Annotated in this window: 17 protein-coding genes; 10 read left to right on the forward strand and 7 right to left on the reverse strand. The window is 61.9% G+C overall.

Annotated features, from left to right (window positions below; translation table 11 throughout):
- Positions 1–85: 85 nt before the first annotated feature.
- Genes RN346_RS06485 through RN346_RS06495 form a run of 3 tightly spaced genes read left to right on the forward strand, consistent with a single transcriptional unit; the run spans position 86 to position 4,806 of the window.
- Entirely contained in the window at positions 86–1,345 is a 1,260-nt protein-coding gene (locus RN346_RS06485) for a TolC family protein (protein WP_311962507.1), read from the forward strand.
- On the forward strand, positions 1,332–3,638 hold the full coding sequence (locus RN346_RS06490) for a type I secretion system permease/ATPase (protein WP_311962508.1): 2,307 nt from the start codon (positions 1,332–1,334) through the stop codon (positions 3,636–3,638). The genes RN346_RS06485 and RN346_RS06490 overlap by 14 nt, the downstream gene beginning before the upstream one ends.
- Positions 3,628–4,806 carry an HlyD family type I secretion periplasmic adaptor subunit gene (locus RN346_RS06495; RefSeq protein WP_263584438.1) on the forward strand — a complete coding sequence of 393 codons (1,179 nt, stop codon included), beginning with the start codon at positions 3,628–3,630 and terminating at the stop codon, positions 4,804–4,806. The genes RN346_RS06490 and RN346_RS06495 overlap by 11 nt, the downstream gene beginning before the upstream one ends.
- A gap of 54 nt (positions 4,807–4,860) precedes the next feature.
- On the opposite strand, the gene RN346_RS06500 is transcribed toward RN346_RS06495, so the two are convergent.
- Positions 4,861–5,370: a hypothetical protein gene (locus RN346_RS06500; protein WP_311962509.1), complete on the reverse strand. Its 510-nt coding sequence runs from the start codon at positions 5,368–5,370 to the stop codon at positions 4,861–4,863.
- A gap of 133 nt (positions 5,371–5,503) precedes the next feature.
- Between RN346_RS06500 and RN346_RS06505 the strand changes: the two genes are divergently transcribed.
- The gene (locus RN346_RS06505; RefSeq protein ID WP_409335788.1) at positions 5,504–5,989 is read left to right on the forward strand and encodes a CreA family protein; all 486 of its coding nucleotides are present in this window, start codon (positions 5,504–5,506) and stop codon (positions 5,987–5,989) included.
- Between the two features lie 18 nt (positions 5,990–6,007).
- Here the strand turns inward: RN346_RS06505 and RN346_RS06510 are convergent, their stop codons facing one another.
- Together RN346_RS06510 and RN346_RS06515 are read right to left on the reverse strand one after the other, a co-directional pair.
- The gene (locus tag RN346_RS06510) at positions 6,008–6,562 is read right to left on the reverse strand and encodes a CAP domain-containing protein (protein WP_311962510.1); all 555 of its coding nucleotides are present in this window, start codon (positions 6,560–6,562) and stop codon (positions 6,008–6,010) included.
- A gap of 456 nt (positions 6,563–7,018) precedes the next feature.
- The gene (locus tag RN346_RS06515) at positions 7,019–8,197 is read right to left on the reverse strand and encodes an alpha-hydroxy acid oxidase (protein WP_311962511.1); all 1,179 of its coding nucleotides are present in this window, start codon (positions 8,195–8,197) and stop codon (positions 7,019–7,021) included.
- A gap of 111 nt (positions 8,198–8,308) precedes the next feature.
- On the opposite strand from RN346_RS06515, the gene RN346_RS06520 reads away from it, so the two are divergent.
- From RN346_RS06520 to RN346_RS06545, 6 genes are all read left to right on the forward strand, one after another.
- A complete protein-coding gene (locus RN346_RS06520) occupies positions 8,309–9,055 on the forward strand; it encodes a GntR family transcriptional regulator (protein WP_311962512.1) in 747 nt (248 codons plus the stop codon).
- On the forward strand, positions 9,052–10,263 hold the full coding sequence (gene manD, locus RN346_RS06525) for a D-mannonate dehydratase ManD (protein WP_263584432.1): 1,212 nt from the start codon (positions 9,052–9,054) through the stop codon (positions 10,261–10,263). Before RN346_RS06520 ends, manD begins: the two co-directional genes overlap by 4 nt.
- A gap of 14 nt (positions 10,264–10,277) precedes the next feature.
- Entirely contained in the window at positions 10,278–11,300 is a 1,023-nt protein-coding gene (locus RN346_RS06530; protein WP_263584431.1) for a Zn-dependent oxidoreductase, read from the forward strand.
- A gap of 83 nt (positions 11,301–11,383) precedes the next feature.
- Complete coding sequence (locus RN346_RS06535) at positions 11,384–12,352, forward strand: TRAP transporter substrate-binding protein (protein ID WP_263584430.1); 969 nt, start codon at positions 11,384–11,386, stop codon at positions 12,350–12,352.
- Positions 12,353–12,527: 175 nt separating this feature from the next.
- The gene (locus RN346_RS06540) at positions 12,528–13,106 is read left to right on the forward strand and encodes a TRAP transporter small permease (RefSeq protein ID WP_263584429.1); all 579 of its coding nucleotides are present in this window, start codon (positions 12,528–12,530) and stop codon (positions 13,104–13,106) included.
- Positions 13,107–13,108: 2 nt separating this feature from the next.
- Positions 13,109–14,392 (forward strand): TRAP transporter large permease, encoded by a 1,284-nt coding sequence (locus tag RN346_RS06545; protein ID WP_311960606.1) that lies wholly within the window; start codon positions 13,109–13,111, stop codon positions 14,390–14,392.
- A 186-nt stretch (positions 14,393–14,578) separates the two neighbouring features.
- Here RN346_RS06545 and RN346_RS06550 read toward each other — a convergent pair whose 3' ends face one another.
- The 4 genes from RN346_RS06550 to RN346_RS06565 are packed head-to-tail and all read right to left on the reverse strand — an operon-like array spanning position 14,579 to position 19,668.
- Positions 14,579–15,367 (reverse strand): GntR family transcriptional regulator, encoded by a 789-nt coding sequence (locus RN346_RS06550; protein WP_263584427.1) that lies wholly within the window; start codon positions 15,365–15,367, stop codon positions 14,579–14,581.
- 60 nt (positions 15,368–15,427) lie between these two features.
- Complete coding sequence (locus tag RN346_RS06555; RefSeq protein WP_311962513.1) at positions 15,428–17,827, reverse strand: glycoside hydrolase family 31 protein; 2,400 nt, start codon at positions 17,825–17,827, stop codon at positions 15,428–15,430.
- A 19-nt stretch (positions 17,828–17,846) separates the two neighbouring features.
- Positions 17,847–19,145, reverse strand: coding sequence for a TRAP transporter large permease (locus RN346_RS06560; RefSeq protein WP_263584425.1), 1,299 nt, complete (start codon positions 19,143–19,145; stop codon positions 17,847–17,849).
- 22 nt (positions 19,146–19,167) lie between these two features.
- Positions 19,168–19,668 (reverse strand): TRAP transporter small permease, encoded by a 501-nt coding sequence (locus RN346_RS06565; protein WP_263584424.1) that lies wholly within the window; start codon positions 19,666–19,668, stop codon positions 19,168–19,170.

The following is a 19,668-nucleotide window of genomic DNA, read 5'->3' on the forward strand; positions in this document are numbered from 1 at the left end:
GACGCTTTCGCATCCTTTCAATCACCGGCGCCGGTCCATGGGCGTCAGAGTCTTGAGCACCAACAGGCGGCGCGCGGGGTACGCCGTGAGCTGGCTTCTGTGCCTGGCGCCGCTACCGGCGGCGGGCATGACCCTGGAGCAGGCCGTGCGCCGCGGGCTCGAGATCAACCCGCAGGTGGCCCAGGTCGAGCAAGAGATTGGTGAGGCCGCCACGAACGTCGATATCGCCCGCGACGGTTACTGGCCCCAGGTCGGGCTCTCCGCCGGGCCGGAAGGCTTTTCCACGAGCAATTTCGGCTACGACCTGACCGCCAGCCAAACGCTTTATGATTGGGGCCGTGTGCACTACCAGATAGAGGGGGCCTCGGCCGGACTGCGTCAGGTCGAACAGGAGCGCGCGCTGGTGACCGAAGAGGCGGCGCTGGATATCGTTGAGGTATATCTGGACGTCATTGGCGCGCGCGAACGCCAGGCGGCGGTGGCCCGACATATCGAGGCGCTCGAGCGAGTAGCAGCGCTTGCCCGTTCGCGAAGCGAGGTGGGCTATACCGACCGCAGCGAATCCGAGCGTGCCGCGCTCGAACTGGCGCGGGCGCGCGAACAGGCCGCGCTGGAGGCGGGCGCCTTGAACGATGCCGTGCGCCAGTTTCGCCAACTGGTCGGCGAAAGCCCCGACCAGGTCACGCTGCCCGAGCCGCTGGCGCTAACTGAGCTTTTAAGCGAATCCCCGGCCATGCTGGACAGCGCCGTTGTCAGCGCGCCGCAGTTTCGCCAAAACGAGGAGCGCGTGGCCGAGGCACGCGCCGGCAGCGAAGAGGCCCGCGCCGCGCTCATGCCGCGCGTCAATCTGGAAGGGTCAGCGCTACGCCGTGAAATCGGCGGCACCATGGAGGACGACATCGTGGTGGCGCTGCGCCTGCGCATGGAGCCGTTTCAGGGGCTCTCCAATGTGCGTCGCACCACCTCCGCCGACCAGCGTCTGGAAGCGGCGCGCTGGGGTGTGGAAGTCGCCCGGCGCGATGTCGAGCGCACGGTCACATCGCTGATCGAGCACCACGAGGCGCTGACCTGGCGCCGCCAGGCGCTCGAAGCCCAGCTCGACAGCGCCCAGCGCGTCGCCGAGGCCTACGACGAGCAGTTTTCTGTGGGCTATCGTGACGTGTTCGAGCTTTTGAACCTGCAGCGCGACGCTTTCGAGGCCGAGCGGCAGCTGGTGGAGCTTGCCACCGAGCAGCGCCGGTTGCAGTACCGCGCCGCGGCACAGCTCGGCCTTTTGTCTCCCATGATGACTCACACCGAACGCGAGATGGCGCATCTCATAAGGACCCGTCATGCAGCGCCCTAGCGCCGATTCGAGAGCCAACGACGAGCGCCTCCAACGAAAGGCGCCGGATCGGGAAAACCTCGATCACGAGCAGCCCGATCACACGCAGCTTCATCAAACAGTGTCTCAACAGGCATCGTCTTACCAAGCGCATTCTCAACAAGTACCGCCTCGCCAAACACCGTCTCGTCAAACACAGTTCAACGAAGGGCTGGCGCTGTTATGCCGGCAGCTCGGCCGGCCAACCGTCGCCATCGAGCTGACCGACGGTTTTGCGCTCGCCGACGAGCGTTTGCCGCTGGCGCTGGTGCCTCGCGCCTTGAACCGGATCGGCGTGACCGGCCGGGTGGTGGAGCTTACGCTATCGCATCTGTGCGATGGCCTGCTGCCGGCGCTGATACTGCTCGATAACGACGCAGTGTGTGTGCTGGTCGAGTGTCAGGGGGACGAGGCCGTGATTCTCGTGCCGGAAAGCGGCGGCGGCCAGGAGCGGCTGGCGCTATCGACCCTGGCCAAGCGCTACGCCGGCGTGGCAGTGGTGGCGCGCCAAACGTACCGGGCGGACGACCGCGCCGGGCGCTTTGCGCGTAAGCGCCCCGAGCACTGGCTGAAAGGTCCGGTGCGCCGGCAGTGGAAAACCTACGTCGAAGTAGGCGTGGCCGCGCTGATGGCCAACCTGCTGGCGATCGCCACCGCCATTTTCGCCATGCAGGTGTACGACCGCGTGGTGCCCAATAACGCCCTCGATACACTCTGGATTCTGTCAAGCGGGGTGGCGCTGGCCGCCGCCTTCGAGTTTTTGCTGCGGGTGTTGCGCGCCCGACTCATCGACGCCACCGGCAAGCGGCTTGATCTGGGACTCTCTTCCCGGCTGTTCGAGCAGGTGATGCAGCTTCGTCTCTCGGCCAAGCCCGGCACCACCGGCGCCTTCAGCAGCCAGCTGCGCGAGTTCGAATCGGTGCGCGAGTTCTTTACCTCCTCGACGATCGGCGCCATTAGCGATCTGCCGTTCGTGGCGCTGTTCATCGGCGTGATCGCTTATATCGGTGGGCCGGTTGCCTGGGTGGTGCTGGCCGCGGTGGTGCTGATGCTGTTGCCGGGGCTGATCGCCCAGCCACGGCTCGCCTCGCTTGCGCGTCAGAACCTTAGGGAGGGCGCGGTGCGCCAGTGCGTGCTGTTGGAAACTCTCGAAAACCTGGAAACGGTCAAGACCACCCGCGCCGAAGGGCGCCACCTGCGCATGTGGGACTCATTATCGGCCAGTTTGGCCGATGCAGGCGTGCGCATGCGCTCGCTCGGCGCCACGCTCGGTTTTGCCGCAGCTTTCGTACAGCAGCTTTGCTATATCGGCGTGGTGATCGTGGGGGTCTATCAGATCAGCGCCGGGGCGCTGACCGTCGGGGCGCTGATCGCCTGTACCCTTCTGGCCTCGCGCACCGTGGCGCCCATGAGCCAGGTCGCCGGGCTGTTGACCCGCTGGCAGCACGTCAAGGTGGCGCTCGAAGGGCTCGACGACGTGATGAAAGCGCCGGTGGAGCGCCCGGAAGGGCGCAGCTTCATTCACAAATCAGCGCTTGCCGGTCACTTCGAGCTCGAAGGCGTCAAGCTGGCCTATCAGCCGGAGGGGCCGCCGGCACTGAACATCGAACGTCTGGAGATCGCCGCCGGTGAGCGGGTCGCGTTGCTGGGCGGCAACGGCTCGGGGAAATCGACCCTACTGCGCCTGTTGGCCGGGCTTGGCGATGCCAGCGACGGGCAGATGTTGCTCGACGGCGTGGCGATCAGCCAGCTGGAGCCGGCGGACAAGCGCCGCGCGATCGGCTATCTGCCCCAGGACATTGCGCTGTTTTACGGCACGCTGCGCGAAAATTTGCTGCTGGACGGCCAGGCCCACACCGACGAGACGCTGATGGAAGCACTTGCATCGGTAGGGCTTGGAAGCTTCGTGGGTCGTCACCCGCATGGGCTTGATATGCCGCTGCAGGGCAGTCGCGCACTTTCCGGCGGGCAGCGCCAGGCCGTGGGGCTGGCGCGGCTGCTGCTTCAGGACCCGCGTATCGTGCTGCTCGACGAACCTACGGCGGCGTTTGACCAGTCAAGCGAGCGCCACGTCATCCAAACGCTGAACGCCTGGCTTGAAAAGCGTACGCTGATTCTCGCCACCCACAAATCGGCGCTTCTCACCTTGACCGAGCGCGCGCTGGTGCTGCGTGAAGGGCGCCTTGTCATAGATGGGCCGGTCGAGAGCGTGGTCAGCGGCAACCAGGTCAACACTGCTCAAAAGCCTCAGGGAGTGCGCCGCCATGACGCCTAGTGAAGCCACGCGGCGCGAGCTCGACGACCCACGTCTGTCGCTGGCCCCGCGCCGCGCTCATGCCATCCTGTGGCTGAGCGTACTGATCATAGCCGCTTTTATCGGCTGGGCCAGCTGGGCGACGATCGACGAAGTCACCCGCGGTGAAGGCAAGGTCGTGCCCTTTACTCGCCTGCAGACCATTCAAAGCCTGGAAGGCGGTATCGTCTCCGAGCTGTTGGTCGGCCGCGGGGATCGGGTGGAGCTCGGCCAACCTCTGGTGCGCCTCGACGATACCCGCTTTCGCAGCGCGTTCATGGAGACCCGCAGCCAGATCGAAGTGCTGCAAGCGGCGATCGCCAGGCTCGAAGCCGAGGTGCTGGAACAGGAGCGTATCGAGTTTCCCGAGGCCCTCGACGAAGACGGGGAGCTGGCACGCGCGGAGCGGGCGCTGTTTTTGGCGCGGCGCGAGCGTCTCGAGGAAGCGCAGCGCTCGCTCAACGAAGAGGTCGCTCTGGCCCGGCGCCAGCTCGCCCTGATCGAGCCGCTGGTCCAGCGCCGCTCGGTGAGCGAAATGGAGGCACTCAAGCTCAATCAAAGCATCGCCGGGCTGGTGGGGCGGCTGGCGGAGCTTCGTAACACCTATGTGCAGGAAGCTTATACCGAGCTTGCCGCCAAAAAGGCCGAACTCGCCACGCTCGAGCAGGTCGTCACCCAGCGAAGCGACCAGCTTCAGCGCACCGAGATCCGCTCGCCGGTGCGCGGGCGCGTCAACGACCTTTTGGTGACGACGCTGGGCGGGGTAATTCAGCCCGGCGAGCCGATCATGGAGATCACGCCGATCGAGGATCGGCTGTTGATCGAGGCACGCATCAGCCCGCGCGATGTCGCCTTCATTGCCCCGGGCATGCCGGCCAGCGTCAAGATCACCGCCTACGACTACACGATTTATGGCGATCTAAAAGGCGAGGTGGAGCAGATCAGCGAGGACACCATCGAGGAGCAGACTCCGCGCGGCAACGAAGCCTTCTACAACGTACTGATCGTCACCGATGAAACGCACTTGACCCGCCACGGCGAGCAGCTGCCGATCCGCACCGGCATGCGCGCCGACGTCGACATTCAAACCGGCAAGCGCTCGGTGTTGAGCTATCTTTTGAAACCGCTGATCAAGGCGCGGCTTTATTAATACCGGCGTGTCCAGGCGCCGGCCGCCCGGACATCGAACCGGGGAGTCAAGACGCTACAAAGCGTCACGAATCGCTGACAGGCTGCGGCGGTAGCTCGCCTGCTCGGCGGCACTAATGAATCCCTGTTCGAAAGCGAGCGCCTGAGCGCTTCGTTCGACAGCGTAGATTTCCTCGAGATAGGCGCGGCGCGTATCCGGTGCAAGCGCCGTGTGCTGCTCGATACGTGCACGTAGATCAGCTGTTTGTTTCAGCACCCAACGCTGCTGGCGTTTTGAAACCTCGAGCCCCTCGTCGGTGGTGTAGCCCTCCCAGCCCGTTCCCTGCAAAAGCGCCCAGAGCGCTTCTTCAGGGCGGTAGGCACCGTTCACCGACGAAGCGCGCAGCCGAGCAAGCTCGCGCTTGCCTTCGATGGTACACCCCGTTTGCACGGCCAGCTGCTCGAGCGCTTCGTCGAGCGGCTGGGCGGGTAGATCGATTGCCTGCGGCTCGCGCGGGCACGCCGCATGAGCGGGCAGGTTCACGAGAGCACAAAGAACGAAAAGCGTTGATAGGCGACGCATCATGGCAGCGAGCATTCTCTGGATAGTGGACATCGCCATTGTTATACGCTGTCAGGCGCATAACAATGGGGTGGACCATCGATTGTCTTCAAAGACTTCTTGCCACCCTGCGCCACTCATTAAAGGCTTGTCTCTCATGATTACACCCCGCCCCCTATTGCACGCGCTTGCCATCGCTGTCTCGCTGTCGCCGCTGGCGCTTTGGGCCCAGGATGCCCATATCGGTAGCGTACGCACCGAGTTTCGAATGCTCGGGCCGAATAACACCATCGAGGTGGAGCGCTTCGATGACCCGGACGTGCAGGGCGTTGCCTGCTATCTCTCCTACTCAAAAATTGGCGGGCTCTCCGGCGCGGTGGGCCTGGCCGAAGAGGCGAGTGAGGCGAGCGTGGCGTGTCGTCAGATCGGCGAGATCGTCTTCGACCCGGCCGAGGTCGATGAGCAGGAAGTCGTCTTTTCCCAGCGCCGCTCGGCACTGTTCAAGAACATGCGCGTGGTGCGCATGCATGACGCCGAGGCGCAAACCTTCGTTTATCTCACCTACAGCACCAAACTCGTCGACGGTTCGCCGAAAAACGCCATTAGCGCCCTACACTACGGCGCGCTCACGCCGACCGAGTGATCCTTCACGCGTGCGGCCTCAGCGCGCGCTGCCAAAGGCCTGAGCCCAGTAGGTGAGATAGCGCGACTGGGTGTTGTCGACCTTGGCCATGCCCATTTCAGTAAACGCATCGAGCATGATGTTGCGACAGTGGCTGGGGCTTTCGAGCCAGGCAAGCACTACGCTCGAGGAGGTACGCTGACCGGCGGCGATGTTCTCGCCCAGCGCACGCCAACGGTAGCCGGTCGCTTCGGCGCGGTTTTGAATCTTCGAGCCGTCCAGGCCGGTATGGCTGAAGTATTCATACTCGGCCATGGTTTTGGCGTGGCCTTCGGCAGCGACTTCGAGCTGGCAGCTCCAGCTCAACGAGGCGGCCGGGGGGAAGTACTCGGTACCGCACTGACGTGCCTGGCTACGCGCTTCGTTGACCAGCCGCAGCATTTCCTGCTGCTGGCCGGTCAGCTCGCAGCGATTCTCGGCGCGGCTGTTCTGCAGAAAGTCCTCTGCGTTCGCGGCGCTGCCGGTAGTGAGGAGGGTGAGCGCGCAGGCGCTGGATAAAAGCCAATGGGGCAGGCCGAGCTTCTTGATCTTCACGTATCGACACCTTGAGTCAGTGGAAACAGGCAAGGTGTTCGTCCACGACCGAAGGGGATGCCCCTGTCTAATTCTTTTTAATTAGATCGTTTAAGGTCGATGGGTGAATAGCAAATGACTGACGAACGCCCCTGAATACCTGTTTAATCGGCGTTTCGAGGCGGAAGATTAATTTTTGAAAGCTTGATGCGTCAGTAGTCTTGTTGAAAGACTTTGTGTCAAACGGTAATGGCGTAAGTCGAATTAATGAGGCCTTGGGCGATTGGAAATGGCTCAAACCCATGCCATGACAGGGTTTTTAGTCACTCGAAGCAGTAGAGAAAGCGCCTGGAAGAGAGGCCGCGCTCGAAGGGCAGCACAGGTTAAAACGTACAAAAGGGCAGCGCTTGGGCCGCTTATTGGGAAATCGTTTGGCTTAAAGAAGGGGCGCTAGCGCCCCTGATAGTGTGAGTGGTATTAAAAGCGACGCTGTCGCAGGCAGGTCGCGTCGAGTGCGTCAAGGTGCGTATGCCCGAGAAGCCCAAGCGTCGATTCCATCTCCTTTTTGAGCAGCGAAAGCGCATGGGCGACGCCGGGCTGGCCGCCGGCGGCCAGCCCGTAAAGCGTAGCTCGGCCAAGCCACACGGCGTCGGCGCCGAGCGCACGGGCCTTGATGATATCGGTGCCGCGCCTGAAGCCGCTGTCGACGAACAGCTGACAGCGCTCGCCCACGCGCGCTTTCACCTCGGCCAGTGTATCCATCGGCGACAGCGAATGGTTGAGCTGGCGTCCGCCGTGATTGGACAGCACGAGGCCGTCGACGCCGTGATCCACGGCCATTTCAGCTTCATTGGGTGATAAAATCCCCTTGAGCATGAGCTTGCCGGGCCAGAGCTCTCGAAGCCAGGCGATGTCGTCCCAGTTGAGCGTCGGATCGAGCTGCGGGCCGATGATCTGCGAGGCGCCCTGGGCGTTACGCTTGTCCGGCGGCAGCAGGTCGTCCAGGTTCTTGAACGTGGGCAGCCCGTCAGGCCACAGCACGTCGCGCATCCAGCCGGGTTTGGTCAACAGGTGCAGCAGGTTGGCAAGCGTGGGCTTCATCGGGCGGCGAAAGTTGCGCACGTCCCACTCGCGGTTGCCGTAGATGGCGCTGTCGGTGGTCACTACGATGGCGTCGAAGCCGGCATCCGCACAGCGCCGGATCATCGATTTGACGAATTCGCGATCGCGATAGAAGTAGATCTGCATCCAGACCGTGAGGCCTTCGACGGCGGCGATCTCTTCAAGGCGCGTGGTGGAGACGCTGCTGAGTACGAAGGGAATGCCGGCGTCCCGCGCCGCCCGGGCGAGCTTCAGGTCGCCGTCGCGGGTAAGCATGCCGTTGAACCCGGTCGGGCCAATGGCCAGTGGCATAGGGTGGGTGCGTCCGAACAGGGGGGTGTCGAGTTTTCGCGGGCCGACGTTGGTCATCGTTTTGGGTTCGAACAGGTACTGGTCGAACACCGAGCGGTTGTGCCTGAGCGTATGCTCGTCGTCGCTTCCCCCGTAAACGTACTCGAACACGAAATTGGGCAGTCGCCGCTTGGCGATGCGCTCCAAGTCCTCGATATTCAAAGCTTTTTTATAGTTCTTACCGGTATAACGCGGGCGTTTCATGTGCTCTTACCTTAAACCAAAGTATAGGGTCCGGGGGCTTTTGTTTGTCTCGCCATACTACCATACTAGCGCCATTGGTTTTGGGTCGAGACCCTCTCTCAGGCGGTATCCATGGGCGACGTCAATCTTACACTACAGGCACTATGGCAGGAGACTTCGGAAACCGAGTCCGTGCGCCAACGCCTTTATCAGGTGCTTCGCCAATCCATCATCCAGATGGTGCTGGCACCGGGTAAAGCGCTGTCCGAAAAGGAAGTGGCGGATGCCTTCTCGGTGAGCCGCCAGCCGGTGCGCGAGGCGTTCATTCGCCTGTCAGAGTCGGGGCTCGTCGAAGTGCGCCCGCAGCGGGGCACGTTCGTCGTCAAGATTTCCCAGCGCGCGGTGCTCGAGGCGCGCTTCGTTCGCGAAGCCGTCGAGGTCGCTGTAGTGCGCCAGGCAAGCGCCAAGGGGCTTGCGGTTTCCGTGATCGACGAGCTCAACGAGCTGATCGCACGTCAGCGCCGCTGCATTCAGCCCCACGATGCCACGCGTTTTTACCAGCTCGACGAGCGCTTTCACAAAACGCTGTCGCTGGCCGTTGGTCAGAACGCGGCCTGGAAGGTGATCGAGGAGGTGCGCGTGCAGCTCGACCGAGTTCGCTATCTGAGCGTGCCGGATACCACGCCCATCGCGCGGCTGGTCGAGCAGCACGTCGACATCGTCTCCGCCATCGAAGAGCGCGATGTGACGCTTGCCGAGCAGGCCATGCGCCGCCACCTGCGCGAAATACTCGTTTCTCTACCCGACCTGGTTCATCGCTTTCCTGAGATGTTTGATGCTCAGGAAACGCAATCCCTCATTGAAGAGGCAGCTCCATGAAGATCGAACACGCCTATACCATCGTTACCTCCCCGGGGCGTAACTTCGTTACCCTGAAGATCGTCACCGACGAGGGCACCTACGGCATCGGCGACGCCACCCTCAACGGGCGCGAAATGGCCGTGGTCGCGTATCTGGACGAGCACGTCATTCCGGCGCTGATTGGCCGCGACCCGCAGCGTATCGAGGACATCTGGCACTATCTGTATCGCGGTGCCTACTGGCGGCGTGGGCCGGTCACCATGAGCGCGATCGCCGCGGTGGACATGGCGCTTTGGGACATCAAGGCGAAGCTCGCCGGCATGCCGCTTTACCAACTGCTCGGCGGCAAGAGCCGCGAGCGCGTGATGGTCTACGGCCACGCCACCGGCCGCGACATCGAGTCGTGCCTTGAAGAGGTTGCCCGCCACGTCGAGCAGGGCTACAAGGCAGTGCGCGTTCAGGCCGGCGTGCCGGGTATCGCCAGTATCTACGGCGTCGCCAAAAAAGAGGGCGAGCCCTACGAGCCGGCGGATGCGGACCTGCCCGCCGAGCACGTCTGGAGCACGTCCAAATATCTGAACCACGTGCCGAAGCTTTTTGCCGCCGTGCGCGAGCGCTTTGGCGACGACCTGCACGTGCTGCACGACGTCCATCACCGCCTGACGCCCATCGAAGCCGCACGCCTTGGCAAGGCGGTGGAGCCCTATAACCTTTTCTGGCTCGAGGACTGCGTGCCGGCGGAAAACCAGGAAGGCTTTGGGCTGATTCGCCAGCACACCACCACGCCGCTGGCGGTGGGCGAGGTGTTCAACAGCCTGTTCGACGCCAAGGCGTTGATCGAGAATCAGTGGATCGACTACATTCGCGCCACGCTCACCCACGCCGGCGGCATCACCCACGTGCGCCGCCTAGCGGATCTGGCCGGGCTCTACCACGTACGCACCGGTTTCCACGGACCGACGGATCTTTCACCGGTGTGCATGGGCGCGGCGATCCATTTCGATACCTGGGTGCCCAATTTCGGCATTCAGGAGTACATGCCGCACACCAGCGCCACCAACGAAGTATTCCCCCACGACTACCGCTTCGAGGATGGCCATTTCCTCGTCGGCGAGAACCCGGGGCACGGCGTCGATATCGACGAAGAGCTGGCCAAGCAGTACCCCTACAAGCGTGCGAGCCTGCCGGTCAACCGGTTGGAAGACGGCACTCTCTGGCACTGGTAAGGAGTTTTGTATCCATGAAAGCATTTCAGGTAAGCGCGCCCCACGACTACCGCGTCGCCGATGTCGATGCGCCGACCCCCGGGGCGGGTGAAGTGCTGGTGCGCGTGGCGTTCGCCGGGATCTGCGGCTCCGACATGCACATCATCCACGGCGACAATGCCTTCGTGCGCTTTCCGCGTATCACCGGCCACGAGTTTGCCGGCGTGATCGAAGCGGTGGGCGAAGGTGTCGACGGCGTGAGTGCCGGCGAGCGCGTCTGCGTCGATCCGGTCATCAGCTGCGGGCAGTGCTATCCGTGTCGCATTGGCCGCCCCAACGTGTGCAGCGCGCTGGAAGTGATCGGCGTGCATCGCCACGGCGGCTTCGAAGAGTTCGTCGCCGTCCCGGCCGCCAACGTGCATAAACTTCCCGAGCATATCGGCCTGGACGCCGCCGCGCTGGTCGAGCCCTATACCATCGCCGCCAACGTGTTGGATCGTATGCAGCCGCACCCGGGCGATCGCCTGCTGATTCTGGGCGCCGGTGTGATCGGCATGACCATTCTGCAGATGGCCAAAGCTCTGGGGCTCGAGGAGATCATCGTTACCGACGTGATCGACGAGCGCCTGGAGGCGGCCAAGAGCCTGGGTGCCACCCACGTCTTCAACAGCCGCACCCAGGATGTCGAGCAGGAAATCACGGCGCTGACCCAAGGCGAGGGCGTGCCGCTGATCGCCGACGCTGCATGCGTGCCGGCGCTGTTACCGCAGATGCTGCGCCTCGCCTCGCCGGCGGGTCGCATCGGACTTTTGGGCTTTAGCGTCCAGCCAAGCGATCTGGTGCAGCTCGAAGTGATCAAAAAGGAGCTGACGCTGGTCGGCTCGCGGCTCAACAACCGCAAGTTTCCGGAGGTGCTCGAACTCATGGCAAGCGGTAAGCTGGACCCGCTGGCGCTGGTCAGCCACCGGCTGCCGCTCGCCGAGATGCCCGATGCCATCGAGATGCTCGACCATCGCCCGGAAGAAGCCCGCAAGGTGCTGATCCAGATCGGTGCTTAAAGGATATGTCCACCCAACACGCTAACTCACCAACCCCACGCGCGATCAACAACCAATAACGCAACAGTGCAGGAGTGACGAAAATGATCAAGAAATTACTCACCAGCGCGGTTCTCACCACCATGGTTTTCAGCGCGCAGTCGGCGCTGGCGGCCGACTACACGCTGCGCTTTGGCCACCTGGCCAACGAACAGAACATCTGGCACCAGGCTGCCGAGAAGTTCAAGGAGGAGGTCGAAGCCAACTCCGACGGGCGCATCGAGGTTCGTCTCTACCCGAGCGAGCAGCTGGGTAACGAAATGGATGTGATCAACAGCATCCAGCTCGGCACTGCGGACATGACCATCACCGGTGAGAGCCTGCAGAACTGGGCGCCGAAGGCGGCCATGATGGCGGTACCCTACGCCTTCCGTGACTCCGAGCATCTGCACGCAGCGGTCGATGGTGAAATCGGCAGCGAAATCGAAGAGCAGATCATCGAGCGCACCAACCTGGTGCCGCTGGCCTGGTTCGAGCGCGGCCCGCGTGAGCTGACCTCCAACCGCCCGATTCGCACGCCGGACGATCTGGACGGTCTGCGCCTGCGCGTGCCCAACGTGCCGCTGTTCGTCGATGTCTGGCAGGCGCTCGGTGCTCGCCCGACCCCGATGGCGTTCAGCGAAGTGTTCACTGCGCTTCAGCAGAACACGCTGGAAGGCCAGGAGAACCCGCTGAGCTTGATCGAAAGCGCGAGCTTCAACGAGGTTCAGGACTACGTGAACATGACCGGCCACGTACGTAGCTGGATCTACGTGGTGATCGGCCGCAATCAGCTCGAAAGCATGCCCGACGAGCTGCAGACCGTCGTGCGTGAAGCGGCCCAGACCATGCAGAGTTTCGAGGCCGACCTGTTCGTCGAGGACCAGGCGCGTCTGGAGCAGGCACTCGCCGAGCGCGGCATGGAGTTCATCGAAGCCGACGTCGACGCCTTCGCCGAGCAGGCACGCCCGGCGGTGATCGAGGCGCTGACGCCGGAGCAGCGCGAGCTCTTCGAAGCCATTCAGGACCTGTAACGCCGTTAGGCAATCAAGGTGGGCTGGTCGCAAGGCCAGCCCACTTTTGTATAGGCCATGTTGAGAGCTGCAATCGTCTGAACCGCAAGATAGTTACTTGCAAACACATGCATTGCAAAAACCGAATTGCAAGAGTTTCAACTTCTAGAGCGGCTAGCCCCTCGAGGATACGTTTATGAGCTCGGATCAACACGCGCTCGAGCACGAAGCGCTACAGAGTCTGGATTCGATGTCGACGGTGCCCAAACTTCAGGGGCCGGTGGGTCGCCTGATCGGCTGGGTGGATACCTGCTTTTTGACACTCGCCGTGCTGGCGCTGGTCGCCATTGCGGGAACGGTCCTGCTGCAAATCTGTTCGCGGCTGTTTCTGCCGATCTCCATCTCCTGGACCGAAGAGCTTTCGCGCTATCTCTTCATCTACATGGTGTCGCTGTCCGCCGGCGTCGTGCTGCGCCAGAACCGCAACATCAGCGTCGAGCTTTTCCACCACATGCTGAGCCCGCGCCTGCGCGCGCTGTTTCAGGCGCTGATCTGTCTGGGCATCGGCGCGTTCGCGTTCATGATACTGCCCTACGCCTGGCAGTACGCTCAGAACGGTACCTGGCAGACCTCGCCGACGCTCAAGCTGCCCATGCTGTATATCTTCTTCTCGACGGTCGTCACCTACGCGCTGCTACTGGTTTATAGCGCCCTCGGTGCCCTCGAGGGGGTATTGGCGATGTGTCGCCCCGCCGTGCGTGAACAGGAGTCCTGAGCATGGAAGTCATCATTTTATTCAGTGTGTTTCTGGTGCTTCTGGTGGTGGGTATGCCCATCGCCTTCGCCCTCGGCATCTCGTCGATGTCCTATCTACTGATGGAGGGCATTTCGCTGACCATCGTGCCTCAGCGCATGTACGCGGGTATCGATACCTTCGTGCTGTTGTGCATCCCCGGCTTCGTACTGGCCGGTAACCTGATGAACGTGGGCAATATCACCGAGCATATCGTGCGTTTTTCCAACGCGCTGCTGGGTCACATTCGCGGCGGGCTCGGCCTGGCCAACGTGGGCGGGTCGATGATCTTTGGCGGTATCTCGGGCACCGCGGTGGCGGATTCGGCGAGCATCGGTTCGGTGATGATTCCCGGCATGGCGCGCTCGGGCTACGACAAGCCCTTCGCTGCCGCCGTCACCGCCGCCTCGTCCACCGTCGGCCCGATCATTCCGCCCAGTGTGCCGATGATCATCGCGGGCTCCTTGAGCGGTATTTCTGTAGGCCGCATGTTCCTGGCCGGCGCCGTGCCCGGGCTCTTGATGGGCGTGGCGATGATGATCACGGTGTACATCCTCGCCGTTCGCCGCGGCTATCCGAAAGAGCAGCGCGTGCCGTTTTTGCAGCTGCTGCGCGAAGCCAAAACCGCATTTTGGGCGCTGCTGATGACCGTGATCATCCTCTACGGCATCATCGGCGGCTTCTTCACGCCGACCGAGGCGTCGATCGTCGCCTGTGTCTACGCGCTCGCAGTGGGCATGTACGTCTACAAGGGACTGACCTGGCGCAAGCTTCCGGGCATTCTGGTCGACACCGTGCTGACCTCGTCATCGCTTTTGCTGATGGTCGGTCTTGCCAATCTGTTCGGCTGGATTCTGACCAGCGAGCAGATTCCGCAAATGATCGCCACGCTGATCCTGTCGATCAGCGAGAACCCGCTGATCGTGCTCTTGATTCTCAACCTGATTCTTTTGTTCGTCGGCGCGTTCATGGAAACCATCGCCGCGCTGATCATTCTGTTTCCTGCGCTTGTCGGCGTGGCGACCGGCGTTGGCGTCGACCCGGTGCACTTCGCCGTGATTGCGGTGCTCAACCTGATGATCGGCCTGACTACGCCACCGGTCGGCGTGTGTCTGTTCGTGGTCGCCGGCATCGGCAAGCTGCCGATGCTCTCGGTCGCCCGCGCCATCGTCCCGTTTCTGCTCTGCAACCTGGGCGTACTGCTGCTGGTTACCTACGTTCCGGCCATTTCACTGTGGCTGCCGAATCTGCTGATGGGGAGTAACTAACGGAAAGGGCCGCGACGAGGAGAGCTCTCAGCGTCACGGCTCGAATCCATGGTGTGAGAAATGGGGCATCAGGAGGGAGGCAGCGGTACGCGTCAGGCGTACCGCTGCTTTTTTATGGCCGGTGGCGTTATCTTCTTTTCGAATAGCGTGCTATTTCTGCCGAATGGGTTGCTCGACCAGCGGCGTTTAACCCGGTTTATGCGGGTCAAGCAATGCTGTCTTTTTCAAGGCCAGCTTGTTGGCAAACAGGTAATAGTCGGTTTCGTCCTCCTCTTCCAGCGTGCTGGCCTTGAAGAGCATTTCCCGGGTGTTTTCCAGGTGCTGCCACATGGCCTTTTGCGCGCCATCGCTGTCGCGGCGCATGAGCGCCTTGAGAATGACGTCATGATCGTCGCACCAGCTGTCGAGAGATTCGCGATTGCCGATTCGATCGTGAAGCTTTTGCCAAAGCGGGTTTTTGTCGCGCTGGTGCCAGAGTTTCTCGACCAGGTAGACCAGTACGGCGTTCTGGGTCGATTCGGCGATTTTCAGGTGGAAACGCTTGTCCCACTCGGAATCCTGGGAGCGGTCTTCGAGCCGCGCCTGCTGACTGATCTCCACCAGCCGCTGGATATCGTTTTTGGTGATTAGCGTCGCGGCAAAGGCGGCGATCTGGCTCTCGATGAGCTGGCGCGCCTGGAGCATCTCGAAGGGGCCGGCGGTCAGGGCGTCTTCTGCATCGTCATCTCGGGTGGCCTGAGGCTCGTCGGGCGGGGCGAGCACATAGATGCCTGAGCCCTTGCGTACTTCGACGAGCCCCTGCAGTTCCAGCATGATTAGTGCTTCGCGCACCACCGTGCGGCTGACGCCGAGCTCTTCGGCCAGCTCGCGCTCGGCGGGCAGGCGTTCACCCTCCTTGAAACGGCCGGACAGAATACGCTCTTTCAGCTGTCGCCCGGTTTTCTGATAGAGACGTTGCGGAGCGGGCAGTTGCATCGTGGTCATCCATGGGAAGGGCGCGACGCATCGGCCTTGGAAGCCGATGCGCCGGCGGATTTACAGCGCTACGGTAGCCGGTTGACCAGCGGCCTGCGCTTCGCCGTTGATGTAGAGCGTCCGGTCGTCGTCCGTGGCCAGTGTGAAGATGGCCGTCTCGAAGGGCAGCCGATAGCCGTTGTCGACCACCTCGGTGGTGACGTGGATCGCCTCGGCGCTGGTGCGCATGTGCAGCTCGACCAGCGCGTGGGCGCTTTGCCACTGGCTCGTTTCGCCGTCGTCCTCGAAGAGCGTGTAGCTGGAGACGCTATCGTCGCTGCGGGCCGGGAACAGCAGAAAGCCGCGCTGATCCTCGTCCTTGCGCTCAAAAGTACGCGGCGCTTCGTTGATCGGAATGATCGCGCCGGCCTTCACCAGCAAAGGCGTCTGGTGATAGGGCGCATCGAGTGTGGTGTGCGTGCCGCCTTCGACGAACCGGCCGGTGTAGAAATCGAACCAGCCGTCGGCGTGTAACGGGGCGTAGACGTCACGGGTCGAGACGCCCGGCTCGACGACGCTTGCCACCAAAAGCGATTCGCCCACCATGAAGTCGTCGTTCTCCTGCCAGGTACGCGCATCTTCCTCGAAATCGAAGAAGGTGGGCTTGATCAGCGGCTCGTGATGGACGTGGGCCTTGTAGAACGCGCTGTACCAGTAGGGCGTGAGCTTTGATCGCAGCTTGATCAGCTCACGAATGGGGGCCACCACGTCTTCGTACATCCAGGGCTCGTTGACCGTGGCATCCTCGTTCCAGGAGTGGATGGTGAACCGGGGGTGGAAAATGCCGTTTTGCACCCAGCGGATGAACAGTTCCTGGTCCGGTTTGGGGCCGGCGAAACCGCCCACGTCGTGACCGACGTTGAACACGCCGGACAGACTCAGGCCCAAGCCAGTCCTGTTGTTGAAGCGGATGGTCTTCCACTCGGTGCGGTTATCGCCGGTCCAGGTCTGCACGTAGCGGTGCATGCCCGGCGCGCCAGAGCGCGAAATGAGAAACGGGCGTTTCTCGGGGGCGTATTCCGTCTGCGCCTCGAAGGAGGCCTTCATCATCAAAAGCGGAAAGAGCGCACGAATGCTGGTGAAGGGAAGCGGCGTGCCGAAGCCAGCGGCCTGGGTGGCCTTGTTCCAGATCTCGTACTCGTTGTTGTCGTTCCAGGTCGTCTCGATGCCGTACTCGAGCAGTTGCCGGGTGACTTCGTTCTTCCACCAGCCGTAGGCACCTTCATGGGTGAAGTCGACGTGGGCGCCGCCGCCGTCCCAGAACTGGGCAAGCTCGGTGCCGCCGTTGGCATCCTTGAGGAAATAGCCCTGAGCCTCGAGCTTCTCGTACTGGGGGTGGTCGGTCAGCAGCGCCGGCTTGATGTTGGCCGCCAGGCGAATGCCTTTTTGCTTGAAATCCGCCGACAGCTTTTTGGCATCCGGGAATTTTTGCGTGTTCCAGTTGAACACGTAGCGCTTGTGGTCGATCGAGGTATAGCCCGAGGAGAGCTGGAACGAATCGCACAGGATGTCGTGCTTTTCGCACTGCTCGATGAACTCCCACACCTGCTCCTGGGCGTTGGGGGCGTCGGTGTAGCTCATGGTCGAGCCCGAATAGCCGATGCTCCACTTGGGCGGCAGGGCGGTCTTGCCGGTCATCCAGGTGTAGCTGGCCACCACGTCGCGCACCCGGGGGCCGGCAATCATGTAGTAGTCCAGATCGCCTGACTGCGCCTCGAAGTAGCGGTAAAGGCCGTGGTAGTTATCGAGCTCGCGGCCCAGGTCGAAGTAGCCAGGGGCCAGGTTGTCGTAGAAGAGCCCGTAGGAGAAGCTCTGTTCTGGCTTGCGCGTGATGTAGAACGGAATGTGCTTGTAGAGTGGATCCGAGTACTCGGCGTCGTAGCCCATCGCATCGATGGTGAGGTTGCGATAGCGGCCATGGTGATGGTCGAGCTGGCCGGTGCGCTCGCCAAGGCCGAAGTACTGCTCCTTGATGTCTCTTTTCAGGTAGTGCTTGATCTCGCTACCCAGCTCCCCGGCGAAGTTGTAGGCCTGGGTCTGACGATCCTGGGCGAAAAGCTGCCACTGTCCTTGAGTGGCCTGATACCAGGTGATCCGAAAGCCTTCCTTCTGAATGACGGCTTTCAATTGACGCGTCTGAATCGTGACGCTCTGCTCATCCTCGTCAAGCTCGAATGCCGGCAGGTTGAAGTGCTCGGTGCTGAAGCGGTCACGGCCCTCGGCGGGCAAGTCGTCCTGGCCCGGCGCGATGCTCCAGGTTTGGCCGACGTCGAGCCCCTCGCGTTTCTCAAAGAGAACGCGAAAGATGCCCTCCTCGAGAATAAAGACGTGGGCGGCCACGTCCTCGTCCGTTGATGCAAAGGTAAGGTGGTTTTGCTGGGTCTTCGCCAGGTGAAAGCGATAGCGCGCTTGAATATTCATCCAGGTCAATCCTTGAAAATTACATGAGGCCAGCCAGGCGCGGTAGCCACTCGCTGAGCATCGGCACCAATGTTATCAGCATGAGCACCGCGATGACCGCTGCGTAGAACGGCAGAAGAGGCTTGATTACTTCTTCCATTTTCAGCTTGGCAACCGTGCTACCCACGTACAGCGCGCTGCCGCCGGGCGGTGTGATATTGCCGATACACAAGTTGACGACCAGCAGGACACCGAAGTGCACCGGGCTCATGCCGAACTCGGAAACCACCGGCAGGAAAATGGGCGTGAAGATCAGGATGGCCGGCGTGACGTCCATGAAGGTACCGATCAACAGCAGGATGACGTTGATCAGAATGAGGATCAGGATAGGGTTGTCGGTCAGCGCAAGGATACCGGCACTAATCGCGGCCGGAATGCCGGTGAAGGCCATGACCAGTGCCAGCATGGCAGAGGTGCCGATGAGGAACATGATGACCACGGTCAGTTCCGCAGTTTCCTTCAATATGCCGGGTATCTGCTTGAGCGACAGGCTGCGATAGGCCAGGGAGAGCAGCAGAGCATAGACTACCGCGACCGCCGAGGCTTCGGTCGCGGTGAAAACGCCGCCGATGATGCCGCCAATGATGATGAAGATCAAAAACAGGCTGGGAATGGCGTCCCACAGCACCTTGAATACCGAGCGCAGCGGGACCTGATGCGGTGAGCGATAGCCCTTGCGCTTGGCGATGACGAAGGCCACCGCCATGGTCGCCAGGCCCCAGAGTAGACCGGGAATATAGCCTGCCAAAAACAGCGCGGCCACCGAGGTGCCGCCGCTCACCAGCGAATAGATGATGAAAAGCCCGGTGGGCGGAATGATCAGGCCCGTCGGCGCCGAGGCGATGTTGACCGCCGCGGAGAACTTGCGGTCATAGCCTTCCTCGTCCTGCAGCGGATGCATGACCTTGCCGATGGCCGCCGCCGAGGCCACCGACGAGCCCGCCAGAGAGCCGAACAGCATGTTGCCGACGATATTGGTGTGGGCAAGTGACCCCGGCAAGCGGCCGGTGAACAGGCGAGCCACGTTGACCAGGCGCATCGCGATGCCGCCCTGGTTCATGATGATACCGGTCAGTAGAAAGAAGGGGACGGCGAGCAGCGTGAAGCTATCGATACCGGTCACCATCTTCTGCGCCGAGGTGAACACGGCGACATCGAACGGCGCGATGAGCAGCATCGTCACGATGGACGCGCCGGCCATGCTGATGGCGATCGGTACACCGATGAACAAAAATATGAAAAACGAAATGAGTAGACTGAAGCCTGCGATGATCGTCATGGCGCGAATGCCTTATTGTTGATTAAACGTCCAGGGTCTGGTCGAAATCGTTGGGAGTGCCGGCAGCGGCATTGAACAGCTCGGCAATGCAGAACCAGAAAACCAGCACGCCCGAGACGGGCAGCGACAGATAGATATACCCCATCGGAATACCCAGCGAGACGGTCTGCTGCGACATGGTTAACGAGACGAGCCAGATGCCGCCGTAAATCATCACGAGGGCAGAAAAAAGGATCAGCAACACGAGCACCAGGTAGCGAACCATTTTCTGAGAGCGCGCGGAGAACCGGTTGACGAGCATCTCCACCGCGATGTGCTTTTTGGTATGAAACGCCAGCGCTCCGCCGATCATGGTGATCCAGATCAGCGAGTAGCGAAGAAACTCCTGGGAAAAAGTGCTGGGGTCATTGAGCACGTAGCGGCTTACTACCTGCCAAATGGCGACCAGCACCATAACGGCGAGCATGGCCGAAGTGAGTACCGTGATGAGTTTGCTGAGCAAACGATTGATCGTGTTTATCAT

The organism is Halomonas sp. PAMB 3232 (assembly GCF_031954225.1).
Lineage (GTDB): Bacteria > Pseudomonadota > Gammaproteobacteria > Pseudomonadales > Halomonadaceae > Vreelandella.

Coding starts and splice junctions, on each gene's coding strand:
- RN346_RS06490 (WP_311962508.1), top strand. CDS start 1,332: ATGCAGCGCCCTAGCGCCGATTCGAGAGCCAACGACGAGCGCCTCCAA.
- RN346_RS06495 (WP_263584438.1), top strand. CDS start 3,628: ATGACGCCTAGTGAAGCCACGCGGCGCGAGCTCGACGACCCACGTCTG.
- RN346_RS06500 (WP_311962509.1), bottom strand. CDS start 5,370: ATGATGCGTCGCCTATCAACGCTTTTCGTTCTTTGTGCTCTCGTGAAC.
- RN346_RS06505 (WP_409335788.1), top strand. CDS start 5,504: ATGATTACACCCCGCCCCCTATTGCACGCGCTTGCCATCGCTGTCTCG.
- RN346_RS06515 (WP_311962511.1), bottom strand. CDS start 8,197: ATGAAACGCCCGCGTTATACCGGTAAGAACTATAAAAAAGCTTTGAAT.
- RN346_RS06520 (WP_311962512.1), top strand. CDS start 8,309: ATGGGCGACGTCAATCTTACACTACAGGCACTATGGCAGGAGACTTCG.
- manD (WP_263584432.1), top strand. CDS start 9,052: ATGAAGATCGAACACGCCTATACCATCGTTACCTCCCCGGGGCGTAAC.
- RN346_RS06530 (WP_263584431.1), top strand. CDS start 10,278: ATGAAAGCATTTCAGGTAAGCGCGCCCCACGACTACCGCGTCGCCGAT.
- RN346_RS06535 (WP_263584430.1), top strand. CDS start 11,384: ATGATCAAGAAATTACTCACCAGCGCGGTTCTCACCACCATGGTTTTC.
- RN346_RS06540 (WP_263584429.1), top strand. CDS start 12,528: ATGAGCTCGGATCAACACGCGCTCGAGCACGAAGCGCTACAGAGTCTG.
- RN346_RS06545 (WP_311960606.1), top strand. CDS start 13,109: ATGGAAGTCATCATTTTATTCAGTGTGTTTCTGGTGCTTCTGGTGGTG.
- RN346_RS06550 (WP_263584427.1), bottom strand. CDS start 15,367: ATGCAACTGCCCGCTCCGCAACGTCTCTATCAGAAAACCGGGCGACAG.
- RN346_RS06555 (WP_311962513.1), bottom strand. CDS start 17,827: ATGAATATTCAAGCGCGCTATCGCTTTCACCTGGCGAAGACCCAGCAA.
- RN346_RS06560 (WP_263584425.1), bottom strand. CDS start 19,145: ATGACGATCATCGCAGGCTTCAGTCTACTCATTTCGTTTTTCATATTT.
- RN346_RS06565 (WP_263584424.1), bottom strand. CDS start 19,668: ATGATAAACACGATCAATCGTTTGCTCAGCAAACTCATCACGGTACTC.